Origin of the sequence: Bradyrhizobium sp. CSA112, assembly GCF_029051645.1 — a bacterium.
Classification (GTDB): Bacteria; Pseudomonadota; Alphaproteobacteria; order Rhizobiales; family Xanthobacteraceae; genus Bradyrhizobium.
In genome coordinates this window covers 179,041-200,912 of sequence record NZ_JAACFS010000003.1, presented here as the reverse complement: position 1 = coordinate 200,912, position 21,872 = coordinate 179,041, and the positions used below count along the sequence as shown (strand labels likewise).

General features: G+C 61.1%; 19 protein-coding genes and 1 pseudogene. 9 read left to right on the top strand and 11 right to left on the bottom strand.

Features of this window, described 5'->3' with window-relative positions; all coding sequences use genetic code 11:
* Positions 1-809: 809 nt before the first annotated feature.
* A complete protein-coding gene (locus GWE18_RS08455) occupies positions 810-1,820 on the bottom strand; it encodes a LacI family DNA-binding transcriptional regulator (protein WP_275185310.1) in 1,011 nt (336 codons plus the stop codon).
* A 98-nt stretch (positions 1,821-1,918) separates the two neighbouring features.
* On the opposite strand from GWE18_RS08455, the gene GWE18_RS08450 reads away from it, so the two are divergent.
* The 3 genes from GWE18_RS08450 (at position 1,919) to GWE18_RS08440 (ending at position 5,110) form a co-directional block, all read left to right on the top strand.
* On the top strand, positions 1,919-2,788 hold the full coding sequence (locus GWE18_RS08450) for a phytanoyl-CoA dioxygenase family protein (protein WP_275185309.1): 870 nt from the start codon (positions 1,919-1,921) through the stop codon (positions 2,786-2,788).
* A 105-nt stretch (positions 2,789-2,893) separates the two neighbouring features.
* A complete protein-coding gene (locus GWE18_RS08445) occupies positions 2,894-4,252 on the top strand; it encodes an MFS transporter (RefSeq protein ID WP_275185308.1) in 1,359 nt (452 codons plus the stop codon).
* A gap of 3 nt (positions 4,253-4,255) precedes the next feature.
* Positions 4,256-5,110 (top strand): sugar phosphate isomerase/epimerase, encoded by an 855-nt coding sequence (locus GWE18_RS08440; protein WP_275185307.1) that lies wholly within the window; start codon positions 4,256-4,258, stop codon positions 5,108-5,110.
* Positions 5,111-5,234: 124 nt separating this feature from the next.
* Here the strand turns inward: GWE18_RS08440 and GWE18_RS08435 are convergent, their stop codons facing one another.
* A complete protein-coding gene (locus GWE18_RS08435) occupies positions 5,235-6,689 on the bottom strand; it encodes an acetamidase/formamidase family protein (protein WP_275185306.1) in 1,455 nt (484 codons plus the stop codon).
* Between the two features lie 987 nt (positions 6,690-7,676).
* Between GWE18_RS08435 and GWE18_RS42245 the strand changes: the two genes are divergently transcribed.
* On the top strand, positions 7,677-8,051 hold the full coding sequence (locus GWE18_RS42245; RefSeq protein ID WP_342804238.1) for a hypothetical protein: 375 nt from the start codon (positions 7,677-7,679) through the stop codon (positions 8,049-8,051).
* Positions 8,052-8,143: 92 nt separating this feature from the next.
* Here the strand turns inward: GWE18_RS42245 and GWE18_RS08425 are convergent, their stop codons facing one another.
* The gene (locus GWE18_RS08425) at positions 8,144-8,521 is read right to left on the bottom strand and encodes a hypothetical protein (protein ID WP_342804237.1); all 378 of its coding nucleotides are present in this window, start codon (positions 8,519-8,521) and stop codon (positions 8,144-8,146) included.
* Between the two features lie 110 nt (positions 8,522-8,631).
* On the opposite strand from GWE18_RS08425, the gene GWE18_RS08420 reads away from it, so the two are divergent.
* Entirely contained in the window at positions 8,632-8,853 is a 222-nt protein-coding gene (locus tag GWE18_RS08420) for a hypothetical protein (RefSeq protein WP_275185305.1), read from the top strand.
* An 8-nt stretch (positions 8,854-8,861) separates the two neighbouring features.
* On the opposite strand, the gene GWE18_RS08415 is transcribed toward GWE18_RS08420, so the two are convergent.
* Positions 8,862-9,215 (bottom strand): phasin, encoded by a 354-nt coding sequence (locus tag GWE18_RS08415; protein ID WP_275185587.1) that lies wholly within the window; start codon positions 9,213-9,215, stop codon positions 8,862-8,864.
* Between the two features lie 326 nt (positions 9,216-9,541).
* Between GWE18_RS08415 and GWE18_RS08410 the strand changes: the two genes are divergently transcribed.
* On the top strand, positions 9,542-9,670 hold the full coding sequence (locus tag GWE18_RS08410; RefSeq protein WP_275185304.1) for a hypothetical protein: 129 nt from the start codon (positions 9,542-9,544) through the stop codon (positions 9,668-9,670).
* Here the strand turns inward: GWE18_RS08410 and GWE18_RS08405 are convergent, their stop codons facing one another.
* Both GWE18_RS08405 and GWE18_RS08400 read right to left on the bottom strand, forming a co-directional pair.
* Positions 9,671-9,877, bottom strand: a complete 207-nt coding sequence (locus tag GWE18_RS08405; RefSeq protein WP_275185303.1) for a hypothetical protein — start codon at positions 9,875-9,877, stop codon at positions 9,671-9,673.
* 153 nt (positions 9,878-10,030) lie between these two features.
* Positions 10,031-11,164 carry an alpha-hydroxy acid oxidase gene (locus tag GWE18_RS08400; RefSeq protein ID WP_275185302.1) on the bottom strand — a complete coding sequence of 378 codons (1,134 nt, stop codon included), beginning with the start codon at positions 11,162-11,164 and terminating at the stop codon, positions 10,031-10,033.
* A 564-nt stretch (positions 11,165-11,728) separates the two neighbouring features.
* Here GWE18_RS08400 and GWE18_RS08395 point away from each other — a divergent pair.
* On the top strand, positions 11,729-12,835 hold the full coding sequence (locus GWE18_RS08395) for a Fic family protein (protein ID WP_275185301.1): 1,107 nt from the start codon (positions 11,729-11,731) through the stop codon (positions 12,833-12,835).
* A gap of 286 nt (positions 12,836-13,121) precedes the next feature.
* On the opposite strand, the gene GWE18_RS08390 is transcribed toward GWE18_RS08395, so the two are convergent.
* The 3 genes from GWE18_RS08390 to mddA all read right to left on the bottom strand — a co-directional run bounded on the left by GWE18_RS08390 (position 13,122) and on the right by mddA (position 15,939).
* Positions 13,122-14,384, bottom strand: a complete 1,263-nt coding sequence (locus GWE18_RS08390; RefSeq protein WP_275185300.1) for a CoA transferase — start codon at positions 14,382-14,384, stop codon at positions 13,122-13,124.
* Between the two features lie 320 nt (positions 14,385-14,704).
* Positions 14,705-15,127, bottom strand: coding sequence for a GFA family protein (locus GWE18_RS08385; RefSeq protein ID WP_275185586.1), 423 nt, complete (start codon positions 15,125-15,127; stop codon positions 14,705-14,707).
* Positions 15,128-15,162: 35 nt separating this feature from the next.
* The gene (gene mddA, locus GWE18_RS08380; RefSeq protein WP_275185299.1) at positions 15,163-15,939 is read right to left on the bottom strand and encodes a methanethiol S-methyltransferase; all 777 of its coding nucleotides are present in this window, start codon (positions 15,937-15,939) and stop codon (positions 15,163-15,165) included.
* A gap of 143 nt (positions 15,940-16,082) precedes the next feature.
* On the opposite strand from mddA, the gene GWE18_RS08375 reads away from it, so the two are divergent.
* Positions 16,083-17,639: a winged helix-turn-helix domain-containing tetratricopeptide repeat protein gene (locus GWE18_RS08375; RefSeq protein ID WP_275185298.1), complete on the top strand. Its 1,557-nt coding sequence runs from the start codon at positions 16,083-16,085 to the stop codon at positions 17,637-17,639.
* 21 nt (positions 17,640-17,660) lie between these two features.
* On the opposite strand, the gene GWE18_RS08370 is transcribed toward GWE18_RS08375, so the two are convergent.
* Positions 17,661-18,680: a hypothetical protein gene (locus GWE18_RS08370; RefSeq protein WP_342804244.1), complete on the bottom strand. Its 1,020-nt coding sequence runs from the start codon at positions 18,678-18,680 to the stop codon at positions 17,661-17,663.
* A 269-nt stretch (positions 18,681-18,949) separates the two neighbouring features.
* On the opposite strand from GWE18_RS08370, the gene bamA reads away from it, so the two are divergent.
* Positions 18,950-21,295, top strand: a complete 2,346-nt coding sequence (bamA, locus tag GWE18_RS08365) for an outer membrane protein assembly factor BamA (protein WP_342804236.1) — start codon at positions 18,950-18,952, stop codon at positions 21,293-21,295.
* On the opposite strand, the pseudogene GWE18_RS08360 reads toward bamA, so the two are convergent.
* Positions 21,276-21,852: pseudogene (locus GWE18_RS08360) on the bottom strand (DUF6456 domain-containing protein). The gene bamA and the pseudogene GWE18_RS08360 overlap by 20 nt on opposite strands.
* Positions 21,853-21,872: the final 20 nt, after the last annotated feature.

Genomic DNA, 21,872 nt, shown 5'->3' with positions numbered 1-21,872 from the left:
GCTCGAACGGCGTTGCAGCCGAGTGCAAGCACCGCCAACCACAGAAGGCATAGCAGGATCGGTCGAAGTGACGAAGTCGCTGGTTCGCCTTGACAGGTCCGATCTCGGCGCTCTAAACGGCCAAGGGCTTCCAAAGCGAAATCCGGCCCGTCAAATGCGCCGCGGTGCGCGACTGCCGGGGGTTCCTCGAACGAACTCATAGCGGACCTTAATGCTTATGGAGATCGGTCGACGGAAGCATTGCTATTTGGCGGCATTTCGTCCTTGGCGGGCGCCGACCAGCTCGGCCCGTGCGGAACTTTCGAGAAGCGGTGACGCAGTGAAAATCGGCTTCAACGTTCGCTTAACCCGCCCTTCCTCGCGATCACCTGCCGGCATCTACAGTGCGCGATAATCCCGGAAATACTCGATGACGCCGGTACGCCGGCTGCGCCTTACTTTCGTAGCGATCCGATATAGGCGGCGATAATCGCGGTGATGGCCAACACTTTCGTTCTCCTGACTCACGAATGATCGGCGCGCCCGATCAACTTTCAGCCCGCGCAACCGGGATGCCGGAGGTCACCGAGCCCTTCAGATGGCCTACGCGAAGAAGTCCGCGCCTACCTGCTTGCTTGAGTATGCCTAGTTCAGCCCAAGTTCAACAATGTGTCGAGGGTTCTGGATCAGTTCGTGTAACTCCAAGCGCAAGCCGCCGCCTGTTACCGCTGCACTGGTGCGACGTGAAGTGCATACGCTGATATGACGACTCTGGGAGCCCATTGCTACGGGTCCACGCCGGTGGAGATAGCCGGGCCCAGTTCGATGGTTTAGCCACTATCCCGAAGGACGAGTTCAAATCCGAGATCGATGTGACGCGGCCCTGCCCGCGTCAGGATCAATTTTGCAGCGGTGCACCCGATCGCATCCCCATTCACGCGGATGGTGGAGAGACTTGGTGCGATCAGACGGCCCATTTCGAGATCGCCGAGGCCGATGACCGCGACCGGTTGCTCCGCCGCCGGGCCGTCGCGCAACAAGCCCGCCTTTCGCAGACCGGACATGAAGCCGATGGCATGTGCATCGTTCGCTGCAAACACGGCGTCGACACCGGGCAGTTCTGCAAGCGCGACGACACTGCCGGAGGCGTTGCGATCCAGCACCAGCCGGCGCGGCGCTTTGGCGCCAAGCGCTTGTGCCGTGTCGTTGAATCCATTCCAGCGCCGGGTAGCGCGCGGATCGTCGCCGCCGATGAACGCCAGACTGTCGCGGCCTTGCGCCACGAGATGCCGCGCCACCGCGACGCCGGCATCGTAATTGTTGAACCCCGCAACGGCGTCGATCGGTGCAGCCGGAAGATCCCACGTCTCCGCGACGGGAATTCCCGCGCGCCGCAGCAACCGCGCCCCGTCTTCCGTGGCGGGCGAGCCCACCATGATGATCGCCTCGGGGCGCCGCGACAGCAATGCCGAGAGCATGTGATCTTCACGTGCAGCGTCGTAGCGCGACTGCGCCAGGATCACGGCGTAGCCGAGCGGCTCCAGTTCGTCGGAGAGGCCCTGCACCGTATCGGCGAAGATCGAATTGGCGATCGTCGGCACCAGCACGCCGATCGAACGGGTGCGAGCCCTGGCCAATCCAACGGCGAGTTGATTCGGCACATAGCCAAGCTCGCGCATCGCGGCTTCGACGCGGCCCCTCGTTTCCGGCGCCACCAGATCCGGCAGGCGCACCACGCGGCTTACGGTAATCGACGAAACGCCGGCCAGTTTGGCCACGGCCGACAAGGTCGGGACGGAATGGGGTTCTTCGGGGCTGGCGGTGCTCATCTGGCCGGACATTAGCGAATGCAGGTCAGGAATGCACGATTCGGCTTGAATACGACAAATGACAACGTTAACATTGCAAATGACAACGTAAACATATGGGAAGAGGCCAAATGATCTCAGAGAAGGATGTGCAGACTTATCAACGCGATGGCGTGATCGTGGTGCCTGAGGTTCTGGGGGCGGACACGCTTTCCCAAGTGCGTTCGGTGATCGCGGAGATGGTCTCGGGATCGGCCAAAACCCTTGAACACACCGACGTCTATGATCTGGAACCGGGGCATACCGCGGAAACCCCGCGGGTCCGCCGTATCAAGACACCGCACAAGGTGCACAGAATTTTCGACGAGATCGTGCGCAGCGAACCCGTGCTCGACATCCTGAAAAAGCTGCTCGGCCCGGGCCTGCGGCTGCACGGCTCAAAACTCAACATGAAGTCGGCGCAGTATGGCTCGCCCGTGGAATGGCATCAGGACTGGGCGTTCTATCCGCACACCAATGACGACGTGCTCGCGATCGGCGTGCTGCTGGACGATTGCGATCTCGCCAACGGGCCGATGCTGGTGACGCCGGGCACGCATAACCGCGAGGTCTGGAATCATCACGGCGAGGACGGTTGCTTCGCCGGCCTGATCGATCCCGATATCATCAAGGACGAAATCGAGCGCGCGGTGCCTTGCATGGGCAAGGCCGGCAGCATGTCGTTTCACCACGTTCGGGCGCTGCATGGATCGGCCATGAACACCTCGGACCGCCCGCGCAATCTGCTGCTGTATGAAGTTGCCGCCAGCGACGCATGGCCCCTGATGGGCGTGAAGGACTTCGACGAATTCAACAGCCGGCTGCTGTCAGGCGATCCCGTCATTGCGCCGCGGATGACCAATGTTCCGGTGCGACTGCCGTTGCCGCCGGCCAAGCGGCAGGGATCGATCTACGAAACCCAGTCCGCGGCGAAGAAGTCCTACTTCACCCGCGCCGCCTGAATTTTGCCAATGCGTCCGTGCGATGCACGGACGCCAACGCCTGAGGCGACGACCATAAATCGACGACCATAAATCAACGACAAAAAAATCAAGACGGGGAAAGCCATGACGGAGATCACAGCGAAGACTGACGATCGCTCGCGCTTGCGCGTCATACTGGCGGCCAGCATTGGGTCCGCGCTCGAATGGTACGATTTCTTCCTGTACGGCACCGCCGCCGCGCTGGTGTTCGGCGAGTTGTTCTTTCCGAAAAGCGATCCCGTGGTCGGCACGCTGCTCGCGTTCCTGACCTTCGGCGTCGGCTTTGTGGTACGGCCGCTCGGCGGCATCCTGTTCGGCATCATGGGCGATCGCTTCGGGCGCAAACCCGTTTTGGTGGCGACGCTGTTGATGATCGGCGTCGGCACCACGCTGATCGGCTTGCTGCCGACCTATGCCCAGATCGGCTTTTGGGCACCGACGCTGCTCGTCGCCATGCGTGTCGTCCAGGGTTTGGGAGCCGGCGCCGAATATGGCGGCGCGGTGATCTTCCTGGTGGAAAACGCGCCCCCGAAGCACCGCGGCTTCTGGGGCAGCTTTGCTCCGCTCGGCGTTTCCGTCGGCAATCTGCTGGCGGCCGGCGCGTTCGCGCTGGTGACCCTGCTGCCACGCGAGGACCTGATGTCGTGGGGATGGCGTATTCCGTTCCTGGCAAGCTTCCTGCTGATCATGGTCGGCATCTACGTTCGGCTACGCATCACGGAAACACCAGTCTTCACCGAGGCGGTGGTGGCGCGCGGCAAGGTCGAGCGCAATCCGGCGATGGAAGCGCTGAAGCGGCATCCGCGAAACTTCTTCGTGGTGCTGGGGGCTCGGCTGGCAGAAAATGGTCTCGGCTATCTGTTCCCGGTGTTCGGCCTCAGCTATGTCATCACCACGCTCGGCGTGCCCAGATCCGATGCGCTCAGCGCGCTAATGCTAGCCTTCGTCATCGAGCTCTTCACCATTGTCGGCTTCGCCACGCTCTCTGATCGCATTGGCCGCCGTCCTGTCTATATGTTCGGTGCGCTCGCCGGCATCGCCTGGGCGTTCCCCTTCTTCTGGCTGGTCGGCACCAAGGAGTGGATCTGGATCACGGTCGCCTTCATCGGCGCACGCGCGGTGGTGACGGCGGCGATGTTCGGTCCGCAGGCGGCGTACTTCGCCGAACTGTTCCCACCGCAGCGGCGTTTCGCCGGATTCGCCTTCGCGCGCGAACTAGGCTCGCTATTGGCCGGCGGACCGGCGCCGTTCGTGGCCGCGGCGCTGGTGGCATGGTCCGGAAGCTGGTGGCCAGTCGCATGTTACGCCACACTACTGGCCGGCCTCACCGCGCTCGCGATCTGGAGTGGTCCGGAGACTTACGAGGAGAGCATCACCGTCGACAATACATCCGACGGCCGGATGAACGCCGCGACGGCCGCTGTCCCACAGCACGCCACGTAGCCGATGGCGCAACAACTTCGCATCCTGCAGTCGCTCTGGGCGATGGAGCGGCGGCGGGCGGATGAAGCGGAGTGGCCGCTGCAAACCCAGCTCGCGATGATCCGCGACGCCGGCTTCGACGGCGCCGGTGTCCGGTTCATCGATCCGGCGTTCGCGCGGGAAGTCACCGACTTCCTTCGCGCGAATGGGATGATCTGGCAGGCGCAGTGCTATCCTACCTGCGTCGACGACTTGAAACCGGTGCTCGATCTGGTCGCGCGGCTAGGCGCCGACCACGTCAACCTACAGCCGGACGTGCGGCCGCAACGGCTGGAAGCGTGCATTCCCCTGCTCGAGGGATGGCGGCGGCTGGGTGATGAAGCGGGTCTGGCGGTGCATGTGGAAACCCACCGCGACCGCATGACGACGGACCTGTTTTTCACGTTGCAGCTGCTGGATTGCTTTCCCGACCTGCGGCTAACGGCTGACGTATCGCATTATCTCGTCGGCCGCGAATTCGCCTGGCCGGTGGACCGGATCAATCATGCGATGATCCATCGCATACTTGACAATTCCTGGGGAATTCACGGACGGATCGCCAGCCGCGAGCAGGTGCAGATCTCGCTGGGCTTTCCGCAGCATCAGGGTTGGGTCGATCTGTTCATGGGCTGGTGGGAATACGCCATCCGCTCCTGGCGCAAACGCGCGAGCCCCAATGCGGTGCTGACCTTCCTGTGCGAACTCGGCCCACCGCCCTATGCCATCACCGGGCCTGACGGCGCGGAATTGTCGGATCGCTGGCAAGACGCGCTGCGAATGAAGGATATGATCAAGGCGCTGTGGCAGCGGATCACGGCAGAGGATGCGCGCCCGCGATGACATGTAAGAAGCCGTCAAGCTGCTCTGCGTTTCGATATCCGGATTCGGACCTCAGCGCGGTTGACCCGAAATGCAGCGCGACGCGGCCAGCTTCTGCGAGAGCCGACCGCATCGGTGTTAAGGATCAGGCCTCGCCGCCGGCGAAGATATCCTTCTTGATAACCGCGTGAACGCCCCAATTTCCATCCACCACTTGGGTGATGCCGAAGTCGACGCCAATCGTAATCAAAGAGATCGCCTCATCCTCGGTCAGCTTTTTGGTTGTCATCAAAAATTTGCGCATCTTCCGGAACGCATCGCGCAAAGCCAGGTCGACCGATGATTTCGAGTAAATGTCCGACTGTGCCTTGTCCCCTAATTCGGTGAGATAGTTGGCGAAGCTGAAGCCGTGCACCAGCCACTCGTCCTTGGTTTCCAGCATCGGGTAGTCTAGAGCTTCGAGAGCCGTACCGACGAGATCGTTTTTCTTGTGCAGGATGATCTGGAAAGTGCCGTTCAGCGAGCATTCGATTGCCGTACCGCACAGCTCGGAATCTCCCTGAGAAGCATGCGAATCGCCAACCGATAACAGGCCACCATCGACAGCAACCGGATAATACATCGTGGCGCCCTTTCCTATCCGCCAATTATCGATGTTGCCGCCGGTATAGCTCGGCGGAATCGAGTCGACGATATCAGCCTCCTTGGGCGCCAAGCCTATCACGCCGAAATGTGGGCGTATCGGAATGCGCACATTCTTCAAGATGCCATGGTTTTCCTTGATCGTAGAGTGATCGACTGGAACGCCAGGATAGTCGATGGTTTTGTGAACTACGCCGGAGGGGTCCGTCTGCGGAGTCCATCGGAAATTATACACGGCTTTCGCCCAGTTGCGCTCGCCGGTGGCGTCGACTTCGTAGATCGTGACCACTTCGCGCGGCTTTGGCTCGGTGAGCAGGTCCTTGTAGTGAAAGCCCCACCATGCGGCCGCGTTGCTGCCGAAAGCCTTTCCGGGATATTGCGGATTGGCGCAAGGTCGGGGCGTGACGTCGATAATGCGCAACTCGATCACGTCACCCTCCTGGGCGCCGCGTACGTAGACCGGGCCGGTGCAGATGTGTACGCCAAGGCCCTCGCCTGCGCCACGCCCGAACAGCGAGGCATCCATCGGTCCTGCGCCGCGTCGGTTTACGCCCTTCTTCTCCTTGGTCCACAGGAACACGCTTTCGGCGCCGGGATCGCCCTTCACCATGCGCTCGGCGTCGTCGTTGGCATGGTGGGTTAATGCCTCAATGGTGATGAAGTCGCCGGAATCGATCTCGACCTGCGGTTTCAACTTCTTGCTGAAATAGCCCCAATGCACGGTGTCGCCGTTCGCCGGCAAATGGTGATAGGACCGCTTAGCTGGTTGGTTCCGCTCGGCGGCAGCCGCCATCTGCGGCGTCACGAGAGAAATACCGCCCGCAGTCATCGCCGCCGCGCCCCCGGCCGCGGCGAAGCTGGACCTCAAGAACGACCGGCGTTCCCGATCGAGCGTTTCCCTGAACTTGCGGTGATGCAATTCGAATTCCGGACAGCTCTTGTCGTCACCCGCGCACATCGGATCTCTCCTGGTTTGAACGTGCATTTTACGCGCGCCTTCATCCCATCGCAGTTCATCGGAACAGTCAAACTTGTGCATCATGTCAGTTTGACTGTTGCACGGCGAATGCCGCGTCGCCGCTCAACGCAGCCGAGGGATATACAGCCCCTCGCCTATTGCTTGAGCATTGCGTGCTCAAACTTTAAGAAGCACGGACATTGCTTGAGCGCTAAGGGTGTCCACCGTTGCCATGCAATAACTTCTTTGCACTGGTGACTACTCCTCGTGTGGCCATATCGAGCAGATGGACGTAGAGCGCGCCATTCTTCATCGCGATGATCTTGTCGGCCCGGCGTGCCGCGAATGTCACGGCACCACAAGATGCGAGGTAATCGCCCCGAAGCCCACGGGCGGATCGGTTGTGCCGAGGCCGAGAACCTTGTCCAAGGTCCACAACTTGTTCACGTAGCGAATGGCAATTACGAGCGCGATCCCATATCAGAGACCCGGTCATGCCAACCTCCTGATATCGTTGCGAAGTGCCTCGTCCCGCAGTAGCTCAACGAGCGAGTCGGAAGCAGCGAAGCGACCTGGTCTGTCTGCAGCTCTGGATTGCTTCGCCCGCACCAGACGGCAAGACGGCAAGACGGCAAGATAAAAGCGACGATGTCGCGCTAACCGCCTGTGATCGTAAATGTTTGTCTGCACATTGATTTTGATGACACAGCAGTGGCGCCGTGTGAAACGGCATGGTGGCGCTCGAACTGAGAAGGCAACAAAATCAATGCTCCGGGCGCCATCATTCGCAGCGGAGCGTCTAATTGCGCGTGCATGTCGAGCCGTGATTGCATGGGAGAACAGCGCCAAAGGCTCGCGCTGCACGCGACCGGCTCCCCCGGTTCGCAGCCTTCACTGCACTCCGATGGCCGGCTCTCAACAAATTTCGGAAAATTCGACGAAACGGTTTCGGTAAATTGAAACGGCCTTAGCCGATTGTCTTGTGAAATGAAGAAGCCCGCCGCCGTTTCCGGCGCGGGCATCTACGATATCGGCGATGATGCCAATGTGCCCCTGATTTGCCCGACGCGTCAAGCGGCCAAAGCAAACCAGATTCAGCACAACGGCATCGAAACGAAATCGTTCGGCCGTGGACGGCGCAACCTGCGGCCCAACAGAGCGCAAGGAGGCTGTCCGATGTTTTTCGTTGCTGCCGTGCTCACGATTCTGTCGGGCTTGTTCTATGCGGCGAGCCGTCACGAGATCGGCTCGCTGGGCGTCGCGATGTGCCAATATGGCAGCCCGTTCTGCGACAATCCGCTACTCGTGCTGGTAGCTGCAGTGTTGGCTGCGTGCTGGGGCGCATTCGTCAGCGTGCGCTGACGCACTCGTCCGGAGCCAGCGAATTTCGGTGATGATACCGTTGTGCCGGTGATTTGCCCGGCGTGTCAAACCGCGCGCTTTATTTGGACGCTTTACTTGGGCGCCGGGTTCACCGGGTGAACCGGTCTTGGCACGGGCGGATTAGGCTCCACCTGCAACTTCGGTTCGGTCGGCAGGATCTGCGCGCCGGCTGCGCGGGCAGCTTCGCCGGTCGAGCTGTAACTCGCCATAAAGGCCGGCTGCTGCTTCGGCTTGTTCCATGGCCCATGGTCGACGATCAGCATGCCGAGTACGCCCAGAACCGCCACCGCTATCGCAACCCTCAGCGGCGCGCCACCATGTCGACTCAGACGATCTTCCGTCAATTCCTTCGCCATCTGAAAATCCGCGTTGATTTCCTCTGACGAGATTAAATCCGAGCGATCATTAAGGTTCCTTATCTGCCAACGCGCGACAACTGCCGGGAACAAATACCTTAGCCAGGTATTGTCAGGATGTCAGTCGTCGCTCGGCCAATGGCCGAGTGACCAGTGAGTTGCAGAACGTGAAAACCGAAACCTCAGATCCATCGCAGCCTGGCATGGCAGAACGCGCCATCGACACTGCGACCGATGTTTCGCGCACGCTGACGGAAGTATCCGCCGCGCTGCAGGCAGCGGTCGGCCGCCTCAGCGATGCGATTACAGAGGCACGGAAACCGGGAATGCCGCTCTCGACCATTAGCGCGATTACGCGCGAAGCGCCGCTCGCCAGCCTGTTCATCGCCTTTCTGTTCGGTGTCGCGGTCGGACGCCGCCGCTAGGGCGTTTCTCAGATCTTGCCTTTCGTCGAATCCTTTGCGGCCGATATGACGCCGCCGGTGATCTGTCGCATATGTTCCCCTGCATTGGTGAACTGGCTGCGCAGGAATTCAGACTGGATCCGCATCGCCTCCTGAAGGTCGGTCGCATGGACCAGCTTTCGGGCATGCTCGAACGCAGCCTTCATATTCTGCTCGGTAAACGAGAGCGCCTGCTTGGAAATTTCCGTGCTCGCGCCGGGCATCGCCGTCATGGACTTGCCGGCGGCATCGAAGAACATGCCGAACGCTTTTTCTGCCTGATCGATGGTTTTCTCTGCCAGGTCGCGCAGCTCGGCCGGGACTTCTAGTTTCGGTTCAGTCATGGTCGCTTCTCCCAAGTCGACTTTGGCAAGGTTAGCATAATTCCCGGCCGCGTCTCCGTTGTATTGGCCCCAGCGTGGTCGGTGGCGGCCGGCATCCGGGCCTAGCGCCATCCTAAGGAATGATTTCCTTCCCTCGCAGTCCGTAGCCGTACGGATGCGGCGCCGATTCCAATGGTGGCAACAGTGTGGCATAGTGATTCGGGTTAGGGATCGATCGTCGGTGGCGTTGCGTCTCTGGTTTTAAGTCTCTCTCGGGACAAGGGGATACGATGCTGCAAACATTTCGGCCGACGCCAACCTGCACGCGGTTTCAAACGAGCATAGAAATGCCTTGCATGAAATGCGGCACGCAGATGCGGCTGGCCATGGTCGAGCCACGCGATCAGAATTACGACGTGCTGACCTATCGCTGCACGCCTTGCGACTCCGGAGAGAGCTTCCTGAAGGCGCGCTGATCACGCGCCATTGACTGCGGAGATTCCAGCCGGCGTCAGCACGAGCCCTTCGTCGCGCACTTCGATCAGGCCGAGGTCTGTCAACGTTCGCAAATCTTCATCGCTGACCGGCGACATTTTCAGTCGGCGAGCCTGAATGTCCCGCAATGTCCAGCGGAGAGCGATAGCCTTCTCGAGGCTGAATTCAGCGAAAGGATTGTCCGCCATTCGCGCTCGACCATTGGATCAGGTGGATCGGGTCTGTTGCTGCAAAGCCTTGGCTGCGCCTGATAATGCGGCAATCGACACCGGGTTCCCGACGATGCGAAGGCAACCTGCCCGGTGAGGTCCGCACGCCGGACAGTGCCGCAGCCTTGATCCTCAGTAGCGATAGGGCTCGATATCCAGCAACGGAAAGGCGCTGAACACACTTGGCGGATTGGTCGGTGTTGCCGGATGCAGATAGGACTTGTCGAGTTCGGTAAGGCTGGTGACACCGAGCAGCCCGAGACAGCGGATCATTTCGTCTTCCAGCAATTCAAGCATCCGCACGACGCCGGCCTCGCCTGCAGCAGCGAGCGCCCAGCATTGCAGACGGCCGATGCCGACCAGGTCGGCGCCGGAAGCGATCGCCTTCACGATGTCGGTGCCACGGCAGAACGAGCCGTCGACCATGATCTTGGCGCGGCCGGCAACCGCGTCGACGATTTCCGGCAAGACGTGCATCGCGCCGCGTCCATGGTCTAGCTGGCGGCCGCCGTGGTTCGACACATAGATCCAATCCACGCCATGATCGAGCGCGATGGCTGCGTCTTCCGCGGTGGCGATACCCTTGATCACCAGCGGAATTTTATACTTGTCCTTGATCAGCTTCACCGTGCGCCATTCCAGCCCCTTCTGGAAGTCGCCGCCGGTGGCCCGGATACGGCTTTCGCGGACATACCGCTTGGCGATATCGCGCTCGCGCCGGCTGTAATGCGCCGTGTCGACGGTCAGGCAAAACGCGGCATAACCGTTGTCGATGGTGCGGCTGACAACGTCTTCGACAAAGGCGTCGTCGCCTCGGACATAGAGCTGGTAAATGCGCAACGCGGCGGGCGCGGCCTTGGCCGTCGCCTCAAGCCCCGGCTCGGACACCGAACTCAACATGTGAGCGGCGCCGAACTGCCCCGCTCCGCGCGCGACGGCGGCGCCTGAATCGGGATCGAAAATCTCAAGCGCGCCGACCGGCGCGATCATGACAGGCAAACGCAGGCGGCGGCCGAATACCTTGGTCGAGGCGTTGACCTCCGCGACATTGCGCAGCACCCGGGGCCGGAAAGCAATCTCGTCGAGCGCCATGCGGTTGCGGCGCATGGTGGTCTCCGTCTCGGAGGCGCCGACGATGTAATCCCATGCGTTCTGGTTGAGTCGGGAGCGGGCTTTTCGGACGAATTCGTGGAGATTTTGGAATTCTTCACCGCTGGCGCCGAGTTCGACATTCCTCGCCGGCTGCAAGGGGGTCCCGTCATTCATGCTGCTTCTCTCCCGTTTTGGCGGCACATTAGCCGGAGACAAACGGGAAAAGCTACCGCTTTGAACGGGTTAGGCGCCGTGCAAATGCAGGGATGTTATTCATTCGCGAGAGGCATCGGGATGGAGTGAGAGTTTCCCGCCCCCGAAATCAGGAAAGCAACCAGAAGCCCGCCATCACGGCCGGCACACTGGTGAATACGGGAATGATCAAACTGGATCTCAAATCGTCTAGTCTGCTTCGATTGCGCTGCGCGTGCGAACGAACGGCCCGCACGACCGTTACAACGTCCCGCCTGAACCGACGGTCCTTTCATCAAAAGCAACCAACGGATGATTCCTCTCAAGAACGTTTGGGTTACGCGGTCGAATTGGGTCACAGAAGGTCCCGCACGGCGAGCTGACGAACAAACCGCTCTCGCTAACCCTGGGCTCAATTCATCGTCCGATGCTGGGATTTTCGGCCCGATGCGGGGAATCGTCGCTCCATTCTCCGCACAATTTGCGAAAAATAACCCTTGCGGATGCGGAGAATAGCGGTCATATTCTCCGCAAAGGACGCGGAGAATGCAAAAGTATATCCACCAACTACCTGATTGGCCTCACTTTTCCTGGGATTCGACCACCCTGGCAAAGCAGCTTGCCGCGGTTCGGCTGCGGCAGGGGCAGCTTATTGGCCGGATGCAGGGACTGGGCTTCCCCCAGCAGGAAGAAGCTGTGCTGACCACCCTGACCGAAGAAGCCCTCAAGTCCAGCGACATCGAGGGAGAAAAACTCGACAAGAACGCGGTGCGCTCATCGCTCGCGCGTCGCCTTGGCATGGATGCGGGCGCTTTGCCGTCGGCAGATCGCAATGTCGAAGGCATTGTCGAGATGATGCTCGACGCCACTCAGAAATTCCAAGCCGAGCTTACGGCGGAGAGACTCTTCGGCTGGCATGCGTCGCTTTTCCCGACGAGCCGCAGCAACATGAAGAAGATCACTGTGGGAGCCTGGCGCGACGCGTCGGCAGGACCGATGCAGGTCGTCTCCGGCGACTACGGACGCGAACGCGTGCATTACGAGGCACCGACGGCGGAAAAGCTTGAGGCCGAAATGACTGCGTTTCTCAATTGGTACAACACGGAAGAAAACATCGATCCGATCATCAAGGCCGCGATCGCACATCTTTGGTTCGTGACCATCCACCCTTTCGAGGATGGCAACGGACGGATTGCGCGCGCCATCGCCGACATGTCGCTTGCCCGTTCCGAAGGAATCCCGCAACGCTTCTACAGCATGTCCGCCCAAATACGTGCAGAACGGAAAACCTACTACGACATGCTGGAGAGTACCCAGAAGGGCGACCTCAACGTCACGTCGTGGCTTGAGTGGTTCTTGGACTGTCTCGACCGCGCCTTCAGTGGAGCTAGTACCATTCTCGCAGCCGTGCTCGAAAAGACGGAATTCTGGAAGCGGCATGCCGCTGCCAGGTTCAACGATCGGCAGCGCGATATGCTCAATCGTCTGCTGGACGGCTTCGAGGGAAAACTGACCTCGAGCAAATGGGCAGCAATCGAGAAGTGCTCGCCCGATACCGCCTTGCGCGACATTCAGGATCTCGTTGACCATGGCATCCTCGCCAAGGGCGAAGGCGGCGGTAGAAGCACGAGCTACTCCCTCGTCTCCGCTTGAACGCCACTCCATGATGCCAGTTTTGTGCCGAAGCCGCCAACACGCCTCCGGGGCGAATTCAATCCACCCCTCGCGTCGTTTCCTGATCGCCCATGAAGAGTTGGTCGGTATAGGCCGCTCCAGAAATCGTGAGCAGCGCAAGAAGCGAAATGGCGACCAGCGTTTTCATGACGCCAGCATCCGCCTCGATTGTGGCCGAATACGTCAAGGTTCAGTGAATTTTCGGGACAAACGCACGGAGACTTCATGGCCCCTCGCGGCAGGTCTTCAAACCTGACAGCATCGCTCAGGCCGTATTGCCCGCCTTCCCGAAAGCCCCCGCCTCGGCCAGAGCCGCGATACGTCGCTCATCATAGCCGAGAGTCTCTCGGAGTACTTCCCTGGTATGCTCGCCGAGCAGCGGCGCCGCCACGGGGTCGACGGTCGGCGTCAGGCTCATCTGCAGCGGCGTTTCAATATTGGGAACGGCACCCGCAGTTGGATGCGCAATCCGGCTGAGACGATGGCGGTCACGCACTTCCGGCGCGTTGAAGCCTTCCTCTACGGTGCGCAGATAGCCGACCGGTATGTTGGCCTTCTTCATCTTCGCCATCCAGTTCTCAAGACTGTCGCTGGCAAAGACACCAGCGATGATGGCGCGCAACTTTTCCCTGTTGGCGGTTCGGTTCTTCCGATGCGCGAACTCGGGATCGGTGACGAGATCCGGCCGATCGAGCACGTCCACCACGAGCCGGCGGTACAGGCGATCGTTGGCGCAGGCCATGTAAAGCGGCCCATCGGATGCCTGATAGACGCCGACGGTGGGTGAACCGTTCGGCGAATTTCCGAAGCGGCCCGGATTCGCACCGCTGATCAGATAGGCCATGCCGTAGAAACCGGTCATCGCCACGGCGGTGTCGATCAGCGCGACCTCGACCTGCTGGCCGCGGCCGAGCCGGTCGCGGGCGATCAACGCCAGCAGGATCGCGTTGCATGCCGACATACCCGTCGCCATGTCGACGATCGGCGGACCGGTCCGCACCGGCTCCCCATCGGGAAAACCGTTCAGCGACATGAAGCCGCTTTCGGCCTGCGTAATCGGATCGAAGCCCGGACGCAAGGCGAACTCGCCCTTGCGGCCATAGGCCGAGATCGAGCAATAAATCAACTTCGGATTGGTCGGCGCGACGGAAGCATAGTCGAGGCCGAACTTCTTCATCACGCCGCCGGAGAAATTCTCCACGACGACATCCGCCTTCGCGATCAGTTCGCGCGCGACTTCGAGCGCCGCAGGGTTGTTGAAATCGAGCGCGATGCCGCGCTTGTTGCGATTGAGGCTGAGGAACGCCGCGCTCTCACCGCCGATTTCCGCATGTTCGTAATGGCGGGTATCGTCGCCCCCGTCGGGGTTTTCGACCTTGATCACCACGGCGCCGAAATCGGCCAGCGTTTGCGTGCAGGCCGGGCCGGCAACGACCCTGGTGAAGTCGACGACCAGCAGACCATCCAACGCAGTCGGTTCGCCTTTTGCGCGCGGCGTTCGCTCCGGCAATTGCGGTCTGGCAGTCATCTCCGGCATTTCCTCGTTTATTTTGCCTGGCGAAACAAAGGGTTTCGCCGCGACTTCAAGGCTTTCTTACCGGAACCAGACGGGTAACCCAAACCCCGATTTTGCAGGGCGGGACCTGCCGCTGACATAGCTTAAGACGGCACGTGGAGCCGCAACATTGCCCTTGCATCCAAGGTGCAGATCCGGACTCGACCGTGACGGCCCGCAAAAAGACGCCGCCCGCCTCCCGGTCTGATCCGGGACACGAGCAGCGTCCAATCGATGAGGAGACGCCGCGAACAACCTTCGCTGCGTCGTCACTTCTGCGGAAGGCCGTGTTCCTACTCGGCGATCACTTCACCGGAGCCGCCAAGCTCGGCTGGAAAATCCTTCAGTTTGGGCAGCCCATCCCGCATCGGCAGCACTGTCTCGGCGTAATTGACGTGCACGCCGGGCGTGAAGGGGAACGTCGGAAGGGTCGCGGCAAAGACATCGACCAACCCGAGCGTCGGATGATTGGTCATCAAATGACCGCCGCACTCCGCGCAGTACTTGCGCTGACTCATCGGCGTCTTCTCGAACGTCGCAACGTGTTGCGCTCCCGCCGTGATCCGTACTGCCTCCGGTTTCCACAGGGTGAACGCATTCACCGGTCCCCCGGACCACGAACGGCAGGAACGGCAATGGCAATAACCCATTCCTTCCGGCGCACCCGTGACCTGGATTTCGACCACACCGCAAAAACAGCTTCCAGTATGCTTCATCATTTCTCCGCCTCCTCCAGCCAATTGGGAAATGGTCAGGCCCGCTTGTGCCAGGGGAATAGCATGGAAACGCGCTCCCGATAACGGCGATATTCGTCGCCGAACATGCCGACGAGGTCGCGCTCTTCGAGCATTATGCCAACGAAGATGTAGGCCGTCGTCACCGCCGCGAACAGCAGATGGCCGGCGCTCATCGTCGGGGCCGCCCAGAAGGCGATGATGAAACCGAGATAGATCGGGTGCCGGACAAAACGGTAGAAGAACGGCGTCCGGAAAACTGGCGGCGGCATCTCGCGGCCTACCAGATTGTTGGCGACCTGATGCAATCCGAACAGTTCAAAATGATTGATCAGGAAGGTGCTTGTGAACACGATCACCCAACCAACGAACGACAGTGTCGCAATCACCATGGCCATTTCAGGCCCTTGGATGCTCCAGATGACAGCCGGCATCGGACGCCATTGCCAGAACAGCAGCAGAAGCGTCAGACTTGCACACAGCACATAGGTGCTGCGCTCGACAGACTTCGGAATAAACTGCGTCCACCAGTGTTTAAACGACTGACGCGCCATGACGCTATGTTGGACGGCAAATAACGACATCAGTGCGAGATTGACGATAATTGCCTCGAATATCCCCGAATTCGCGCCGGTATCGATCGCCTTCGGCACGACGAGCCCCGATACGAACCCGATGGCGTACAGAATCGTGAACAGAAATGTGAGATAGGCCACACCGCCGAACAGAAATGCAGTGAATCTTAGCACTCGATTGCCCGGCATCGCCGGGTTGATGGCTTGGGCTTCCGTCATGAAATTGGCTCCGCTACGGGAAATGGGAATACAACTCCCGATTTCGGCAGGATGCACCGAGAACGGCGCCAGGGCTTTGCCTGACGCTTGATCTCTTCATGAGACGGACTTGATTGTTTCTTGAGAAAGGTGCGGCAGCGCACGTGAAATTCAACTTCGACAATCACATCCTGGATACCGATCGTCGCGAGCTGCGCCGTGGCGGCGAACTGGTGGCGATGCAGCCGCAAGTATTCGACTTGCTGGTTCACCTGTTGAAACACCGCGAGCGTGTCGTCAGCCGGGATGATCTCATTGCGCTGGTGTGGAGAGGACGGATCGTCTCGGACTCGACGCTGGACAGCCGGATCAACGCCGCCCGAAACGCGATCGGCGACAACGGCAAGGAACAGCGGCTCATTCGCACCATTCCGCGCAAGGGGATGCGCTTCGTCGGCACCGTGAATGGGCCATGCGATGCACAGGCCGCTTCGCGGGTAGAAGCAGAACATCTGCGTCCGGGACTGACGCTGCCCGACCGGCCGGCGATAGCCGTACTGCCATTCAACAACATGAGCGGCGACCGCAAGCAGGAGTATTTTTCCGACGGAATAAGCGAAGACATCATCACTGCGCTGTCGAAATTGCGCTGGTTCTTCGTGATCGCGCGCAACTCGTCGTTTACCTACAAAGGCAAGGCGGTACACATGAGGCAGGTCGCGGCCGAGCTCGGGGTGCGCTACGTGGTCGAAGGCAGTGTGAGAAGAAGCGGCGATCGCGTACGCATCACTGCGCAGCTCAATGACACCGCGACCGGCAGCCACATCTGGGCTGAGCACTATGACCGCGAGCTGACCGACGTCTTCGCCGTGCAGGACGAGATCACCGACGCCATCGTTACCGCGATCGAGCCACAGATTTACGCGGCTGAGAACTTTCGCAGCCGGCGCAAGCCGCCGAGCAGCGTGGACGCGTGGGATCTGGTGATGCGGGCGCTGTCGCATCACTGGCGGGTGACGCGGCCCGACAGCCTCGCCGCGCAGGCGCTGCTGGAACGCGCGATTGCGATCGATCCGAATTACGGCCAGGCGTTGGCCCTGTTCGCAACCAATCATATGTTCGGCGTGCATCTGGGCTGGACTGACCTTGCCACCGCGGCGCCCATCGCCGAGCAAGCAGCATTGGCGGCGATTGCCGCCGATAGCGAGGATGCCTGGGCACATACGGCTCTTGGCAGCGTGTATTTCTCTACACGCCGGCTCGACCATTCGCTGGCCGAGTTCGAACTGGCGCTTCAGCTCAACCCGAATTTCTCCCTGGCGCAGGGATACTACGCCCTGGCGCTGTCCTATAGTGGGCGGTGGACGGATGCCTATGCGGCGACGCAACGCGCCATCCGCCAGAGCCCGCGCGATCCCTCTTCGGCGATCTACTACGGCGTTGCGGCCTACGCCCAGTTCGTCGGAAGGAATTATCAGGAAGCGATTGCGCTGGCGCGCGAGGCCACCCGTCAGCGCGGCGACCTCACCGGCGCCTATCGGGTGCTGACGGTCGCCGCCGGCATGACCGGCCAGATCGAGCTCGCCCGGACCGCGCTTCAGGAGTTGCGCCGGACCCAGCCCAATATTTCGCTCGCCTGGATCGCGACGCAGTTACCCTGGAAGCACGACGCCGATCGCGAGCATTATCTCGAAGGCTTTCGCCGCGCCGGGCTGGAATGAGCTGCGGCAACTGGTCCTGGATTACTGCTGCTTTTCCCAGAATGACAACAATCCCTGCGAGGCCGAGCCGCCGATCACGCAGGGAATGCCGACCGCGACCTGTCCCAGCGCAGCCGCAGAGACACAACCGAGCGCGACCGCGCCGACGCCGACCTGGCCCCAGAAGCTGAGGTCGCGGCGGCTATCGGAGCCCTTGGTCTTGAGTTCATCCACGGCGGCCAGCGCATCCTTGCGGAGAGCTGCGATCTGCACCGTGTCCGCCGCCTCGACCACTTCGGCGAGCGGCACCTTGACCGCCGCCGGTTGTCTGGCAAGTTCGCTGCGGAGATATTCGCGCAAACTGGCATCGCGGATCGCGTAGCTTGCCAGCGTATAGCGCGCCATGCTTCCAACCGTCAGCTTGTCGATCGTCTCGCGGCTCTTGCTCCACGGCAGCATCTGGATGATGCGCTGAACGGATGCATGCGAGCCGGTCGCAAAATAGTAGCCCCACAGCGTATCCAGCAAATCCTGGTTGTTCGCAAATGTGAGCGTCGTGTTCAGCTTGCGCTCCTCCTTGGCGAAGGGATTCTTGGTGAATGCCCCGCGCAGCTTGTCCATCACGCCGGGCTTCACCTCCTCCAGCGGGATGTCGGTCAAGGTCGGCAGTTTGCCCGCCAGGTAATTGTCGATCATGACCCGCCGGCCCGGCATTCGTGGCGCGACCCGGCGCAGAACGTTTCTCCAGTCGGGCAGCCCCGAATAGGCGATGGCGCGGACGACCACCCACTCGTCTTCGGGGCGGACGGGAAAGAAACTGGCAATGAGCTGCTCGGCCTTGGCTGGGTTCGAGCCGATCGCACCCGCGATAAAGCCGAGATAGATTCCGGCATTCTCCGGCTCCTTGAACGTCTGCGAATGAAACAGCACGCGCACGGCTGCCGGGACATGGGCATAGTCCGGCTTGGCCCGGTAGTTATAGATCCATTGCTGGACGACGCCGAGCGAGGCGCGCGGATCGGCCTCCGGTGTCTTCCCTGCATGCGCCGGCTGAACCAGCATAAGCGCGGCGGCAATGAAGACTGCATAACGCATGTGATGCTCCTGCGAGCGTAGGCGCATTCGCGGTTTCGTACGCGAGGTCCTAGGCGCTCTCGACGGCGAAGCATGAAGCGTGCATTGCGACAATTCTGAGAAAATCCGCATTAAGAGAAGGCGTCCAAATTGTGGCGCATCGCGAAAAACTCGCCCGCAACTCACCTTATCCCAGACATTTTTTCGCCCCGCGCGGGCAATTCGATCGCAGCCGATCAATAGGAGTCCGGCGGGACGTGGAGATCAGACGCATCACGCAGCGCAACCGACCATCCCGATCGGGGATGGCCGCTTGCCGGCTTGCCGGCGCCCTCGGCTTGATTTTCGCGACACCTGTCGTCGCCGAAACCGCGCCGCCATCGAAGGATTCGATCGTCGTCGAAGGGAACCGCCGCGTCGACGCCGAGACCGTCCGCTCCTATTTTCGCGCATCCCCCGATGGACGTTTCGACGACGACGCACGTGACGCAGCGTTGAAAGCGCTGATTGCAACAGGCCTGTTCGAAAAGGTTTCCATCGACCGCGCCGGCGAGCGGCTTGTCGTGCATCTATCCGAAGCGCCCGTGCTCGACCGCGTCGCATTCGAAGGCAACAAGAAGGTCAAGGACGCCGACCTGGCCGCAGCGGTCGAAGCGAAGCCGCGCGGCTCGCTGCAACGTGCCACCGTGCAGGCCGACGTCGGCCGCATCATCGAGGCATATAGGCGTGTCGGCCGTGCCGAGGTCAGCGTCGACCCGCAGATCATCGACCGCGGCAATGGCCGGGTCGACCTCATCTACGCCATAACGGAAGGAGTAAAGACTCCGGTACGGCAGATCGACTTCACCGGCAACAAGGTCTTTGGCCAAAGACAGCTCAGCGCCGTGATCAAGACGTCCGCCACCCACATGCTGAGTTTTCTGACCGGCGGTGGCGTCTACGATCCCGACCGTATCGCGCAAGACCAGGAACAGCTACGGCTTTACTACCGCAGCAAGGGTTATGCCGATGTCAGCGTCCCATCGGCAAAGGCTGAGTATGATCCGGCCACGAAGGGCTTCACGCTGAGCTTCGCAATCGACGAGGGTCCGCTCTATCACTTCCGGGAAGTCAGCGTCACCTGCAACGTTCCGGGCATGGATTGCGACAAGCTTCGTGCCCTCCCCACCGTCCACCCCGGCGCAGTGTTCGACGGCAACGCGCTGGACAAGGCTACCGAGCTTCTGGCCATCGAAATGGCAAAGCTCGGCTTTCCCTTTGCCCAGACGACCCCTCGCCTCACGCGCGATACCGCCACGCAACGCATCGACGTCGCCTTCGTGATCGAACAGGGGCCTCGCGCCTATGTCGAGCGGATCGAGATCCATGGCAACACGCGCACCCGCGACTACGTGATCCGGCGCGAATTCGACATCGCAGAAGGCGATCCCTACAACAGGACGCTGATAGACCGTGCCGAACGGCGCTTGAAGAATTTGAACCACTTCAAGACCGTAAAGATATCGAACAGGCCGGGCTCGGCGCCCGATCATGTCATCCTCGATGTCGAGGCGGTTGACCAGGCGACCGGCGACTTCAATGTGGCCGGCGGTTACTCGACCGTCGACGGCGCGCTCGTCGAGGTCAAGGTGGGCGAACGCAATCTCTACGGTACGGGCAAAAACGTCCAGGCTACCTTCACCTACGGCCAATATGCGCGCGGCATCAACCTTGCTGCGTCCGAGCCCTATTTTCTCGGCACCAAGGTTGCGGCCGGCATCGAGCTCTTCGGCCGCCAAAACGACGCCAACAGCTACCAATCCTATGGCAGCACGACCTATGGCGCGAGACTGCAGTTCGGTACGCCGATCAACGAGGAACTCGGCGTGCAGTGGCGTTACTCGATCTACAATCAGAACATCAGGCTTTCGCCGAACGCTTCGGGCCTGACACCCTCGCTGGCCGTCCGGCAGGCGGCGGCCGCCGGTCCGACCTGGGTCTCCGCTCCCGGCAGCACGACGACCTACAGCACACTGGACAACACAAAGAGCCCCACCAGCGGAATCAGGTCGCAGCTCAGTCAGGATCTGGCGGGACTTGGCGGCGACGTCAAATTTCTGAAGACCACGGAAGACGTGCGCTACTACAAATCGCTCAACAGCGATCTGGTTGGCATGGTTCGCGCCCAGGGCGGCTACGTCACCGGTTGGGGTGGCCAGCAGGTGCCGCTGATGAACAATTTCTTCGGCGGCCCGACCATGGTGCGCGGATTTGCCCCCAACGGATTCGGCCCACGCGACCTGACGCCGGGCACCACGATGGATAACGTCGGCGGCAGTGCCTATTGGGCAACGACCACCGAACTGCAGAGCGCGATCCCCGGCGTACCCAACGAATACGGCCTCAGGGCCACGGCCTTCGTCGATGCCGGCAGCGTATTTCGCTACAGCGGATCGACGGCATCGCTTCAGGTCGCCAACAAGAATGTCGTTCGCTCCTCGGTCGGCGCAGGCCTGACCTGGGCCTCGCCGTTCGGAGCATTGACCGTCGACTACGCCGTACCGCTGACCAAGGCTGCTTATGACGTGGTGCAGCCTCTGCGATTCAGCGCGGGAGGGTTTTGACGGGAACAGGATGCTCCGTCGCGAACCCATACAACAGCGCCAGCCGGTCGAGGCACTCGCGGAATCGCCTTGAAAAATAGTCGCTCCAGCGTTTGGTGCACAGGCCCCTCCGCTGGCCGACCTGTTCCATGGTCAGCCCCTGGACCAGGACGTCATGCACCAGCGCCGAGCCGTCCGCGCCAAGTTCGCGTTCGGCCCGGTTCAGCCGCAGCACGGCCTTGCGCTGGCCCTCGGTGATCGGTTCGCGCCCCTGCCCGCCATCGACATATTCCCGGGCCGGATCGACCGCCCGCGGCCCGCGTTCGGCCTTCTCCCAGTCGCTCTGGAACGCCCCGCCCCGCCTGATACTGGGCCTCGTCGATCTGACGGTGGGAATGCAGGCGCGCGAGTGGATCGTTACGGATCGAACGCAGGGCGACGATCTTCTCGCCCGGCTCCAACGCCAGGGGATTATCGACCTCGACGGTTGCGACTTCGGCATTGCGTAACAGATCGCGGGACCTCCGGTCATGCGCCTTGGCTGGGTTGTGTGGCTTTCGCCGTTTGGCTTTCGGCATCTGATTGACTCCTTCAAACG

Coding starts and splice junctions, on each gene's coding strand:
- GWE18_RS08455 (WP_275185310.1), bottom strand. CDS start 1,820: ATGTCCGGCCAGATGAGCACCGCCAGCCCCGAAGAACCCCATTCCGTC.
- GWE18_RS08450 (WP_275185309.1), top strand. CDS start 1,919: ATGATCTCAGAGAAGGATGTGCAGACTTATCAACGCGATGGCGTGATC.
- GWE18_RS08445 (WP_275185308.1), top strand. CDS start 2,894: ATGACGGAGATCACAGCGAAGACTGACGATCGCTCGCGCTTGCGCGTC.
- GWE18_RS08440 (WP_275185307.1), top strand. CDS start 4,256: ATGGCGCAACAACTTCGCATCCTGCAGTCGCTCTGGGCGATGGAGCGG.
- GWE18_RS08435 (WP_275185306.1), bottom strand. CDS start 6,689: ATGTGCGCGGGTGACGACAAGAGCTGTCCGGAATTCGAATTGCATCAC.
- GWE18_RS42245 (WP_342804238.1), top strand. CDS start 7,677: ATGAAGAAGCCCGCCGCCGTTTCCGGCGCGGGCATCTACGATATCGGC.
- GWE18_RS08420 (WP_275185305.1), top strand. CDS start 8,632: ATGGCAGAACGCGCCATCGACACTGCGACCGATGTTTCGCGCACGCTG.
- GWE18_RS08415 (WP_275185587.1), bottom strand. CDS start 9,215: ATGACTGAACCGAAACTAGAAGTCCCGGCCGAGCTGCGCGACCTGGCA.
- GWE18_RS08410 (WP_275185304.1), top strand. CDS start 9,542: ATGCCTTGCATGAAATGCGGCACGCAGATGCGGCTGGCCATGGTCGAG.
- GWE18_RS08405 (WP_275185303.1), bottom strand. CDS start 9,877: ATGGCGGACAATCCTTTCGCTGAATTCAGCCTCGAGAAGGCTATCGCT.
- GWE18_RS08400 (WP_275185302.1), bottom strand. CDS start 11,164: ATGAATGACGGGACCCCCTTGCAGCCGGCGAGGAATGTCGAACTCGGC.
- GWE18_RS08395 (WP_275185301.1), top strand. CDS start 11,729: ATGCAAAAGTATATCCACCAACTACCTGATTGGCCTCACTTTTCCTGG.
- GWE18_RS08390 (WP_275185300.1), bottom strand. CDS start 14,384: ATGACTGCCAGACCGCAATTGCCGGAGCGAACGCCGCGCGCAAAAGGC.
- GWE18_RS08385 (WP_275185586.1), bottom strand. CDS start 15,127: ATGAAGCATACTGGAAGCTGTTTTTGCGGTGTGGTCGAAATCCAGGTC.
- mddA (WP_275185299.1), bottom strand. CDS start 15,939: ATGACGGAAGCCCAAGCCATCAACCCGGCGATGCCGGGCAATCGAGTG.
- GWE18_RS08370 (WP_342804244.1), bottom strand. CDS start 18,680: ATGCTGGTTCAGCCGGCGCATGCAGGGAAGACACCGGAGGCCGATCCG.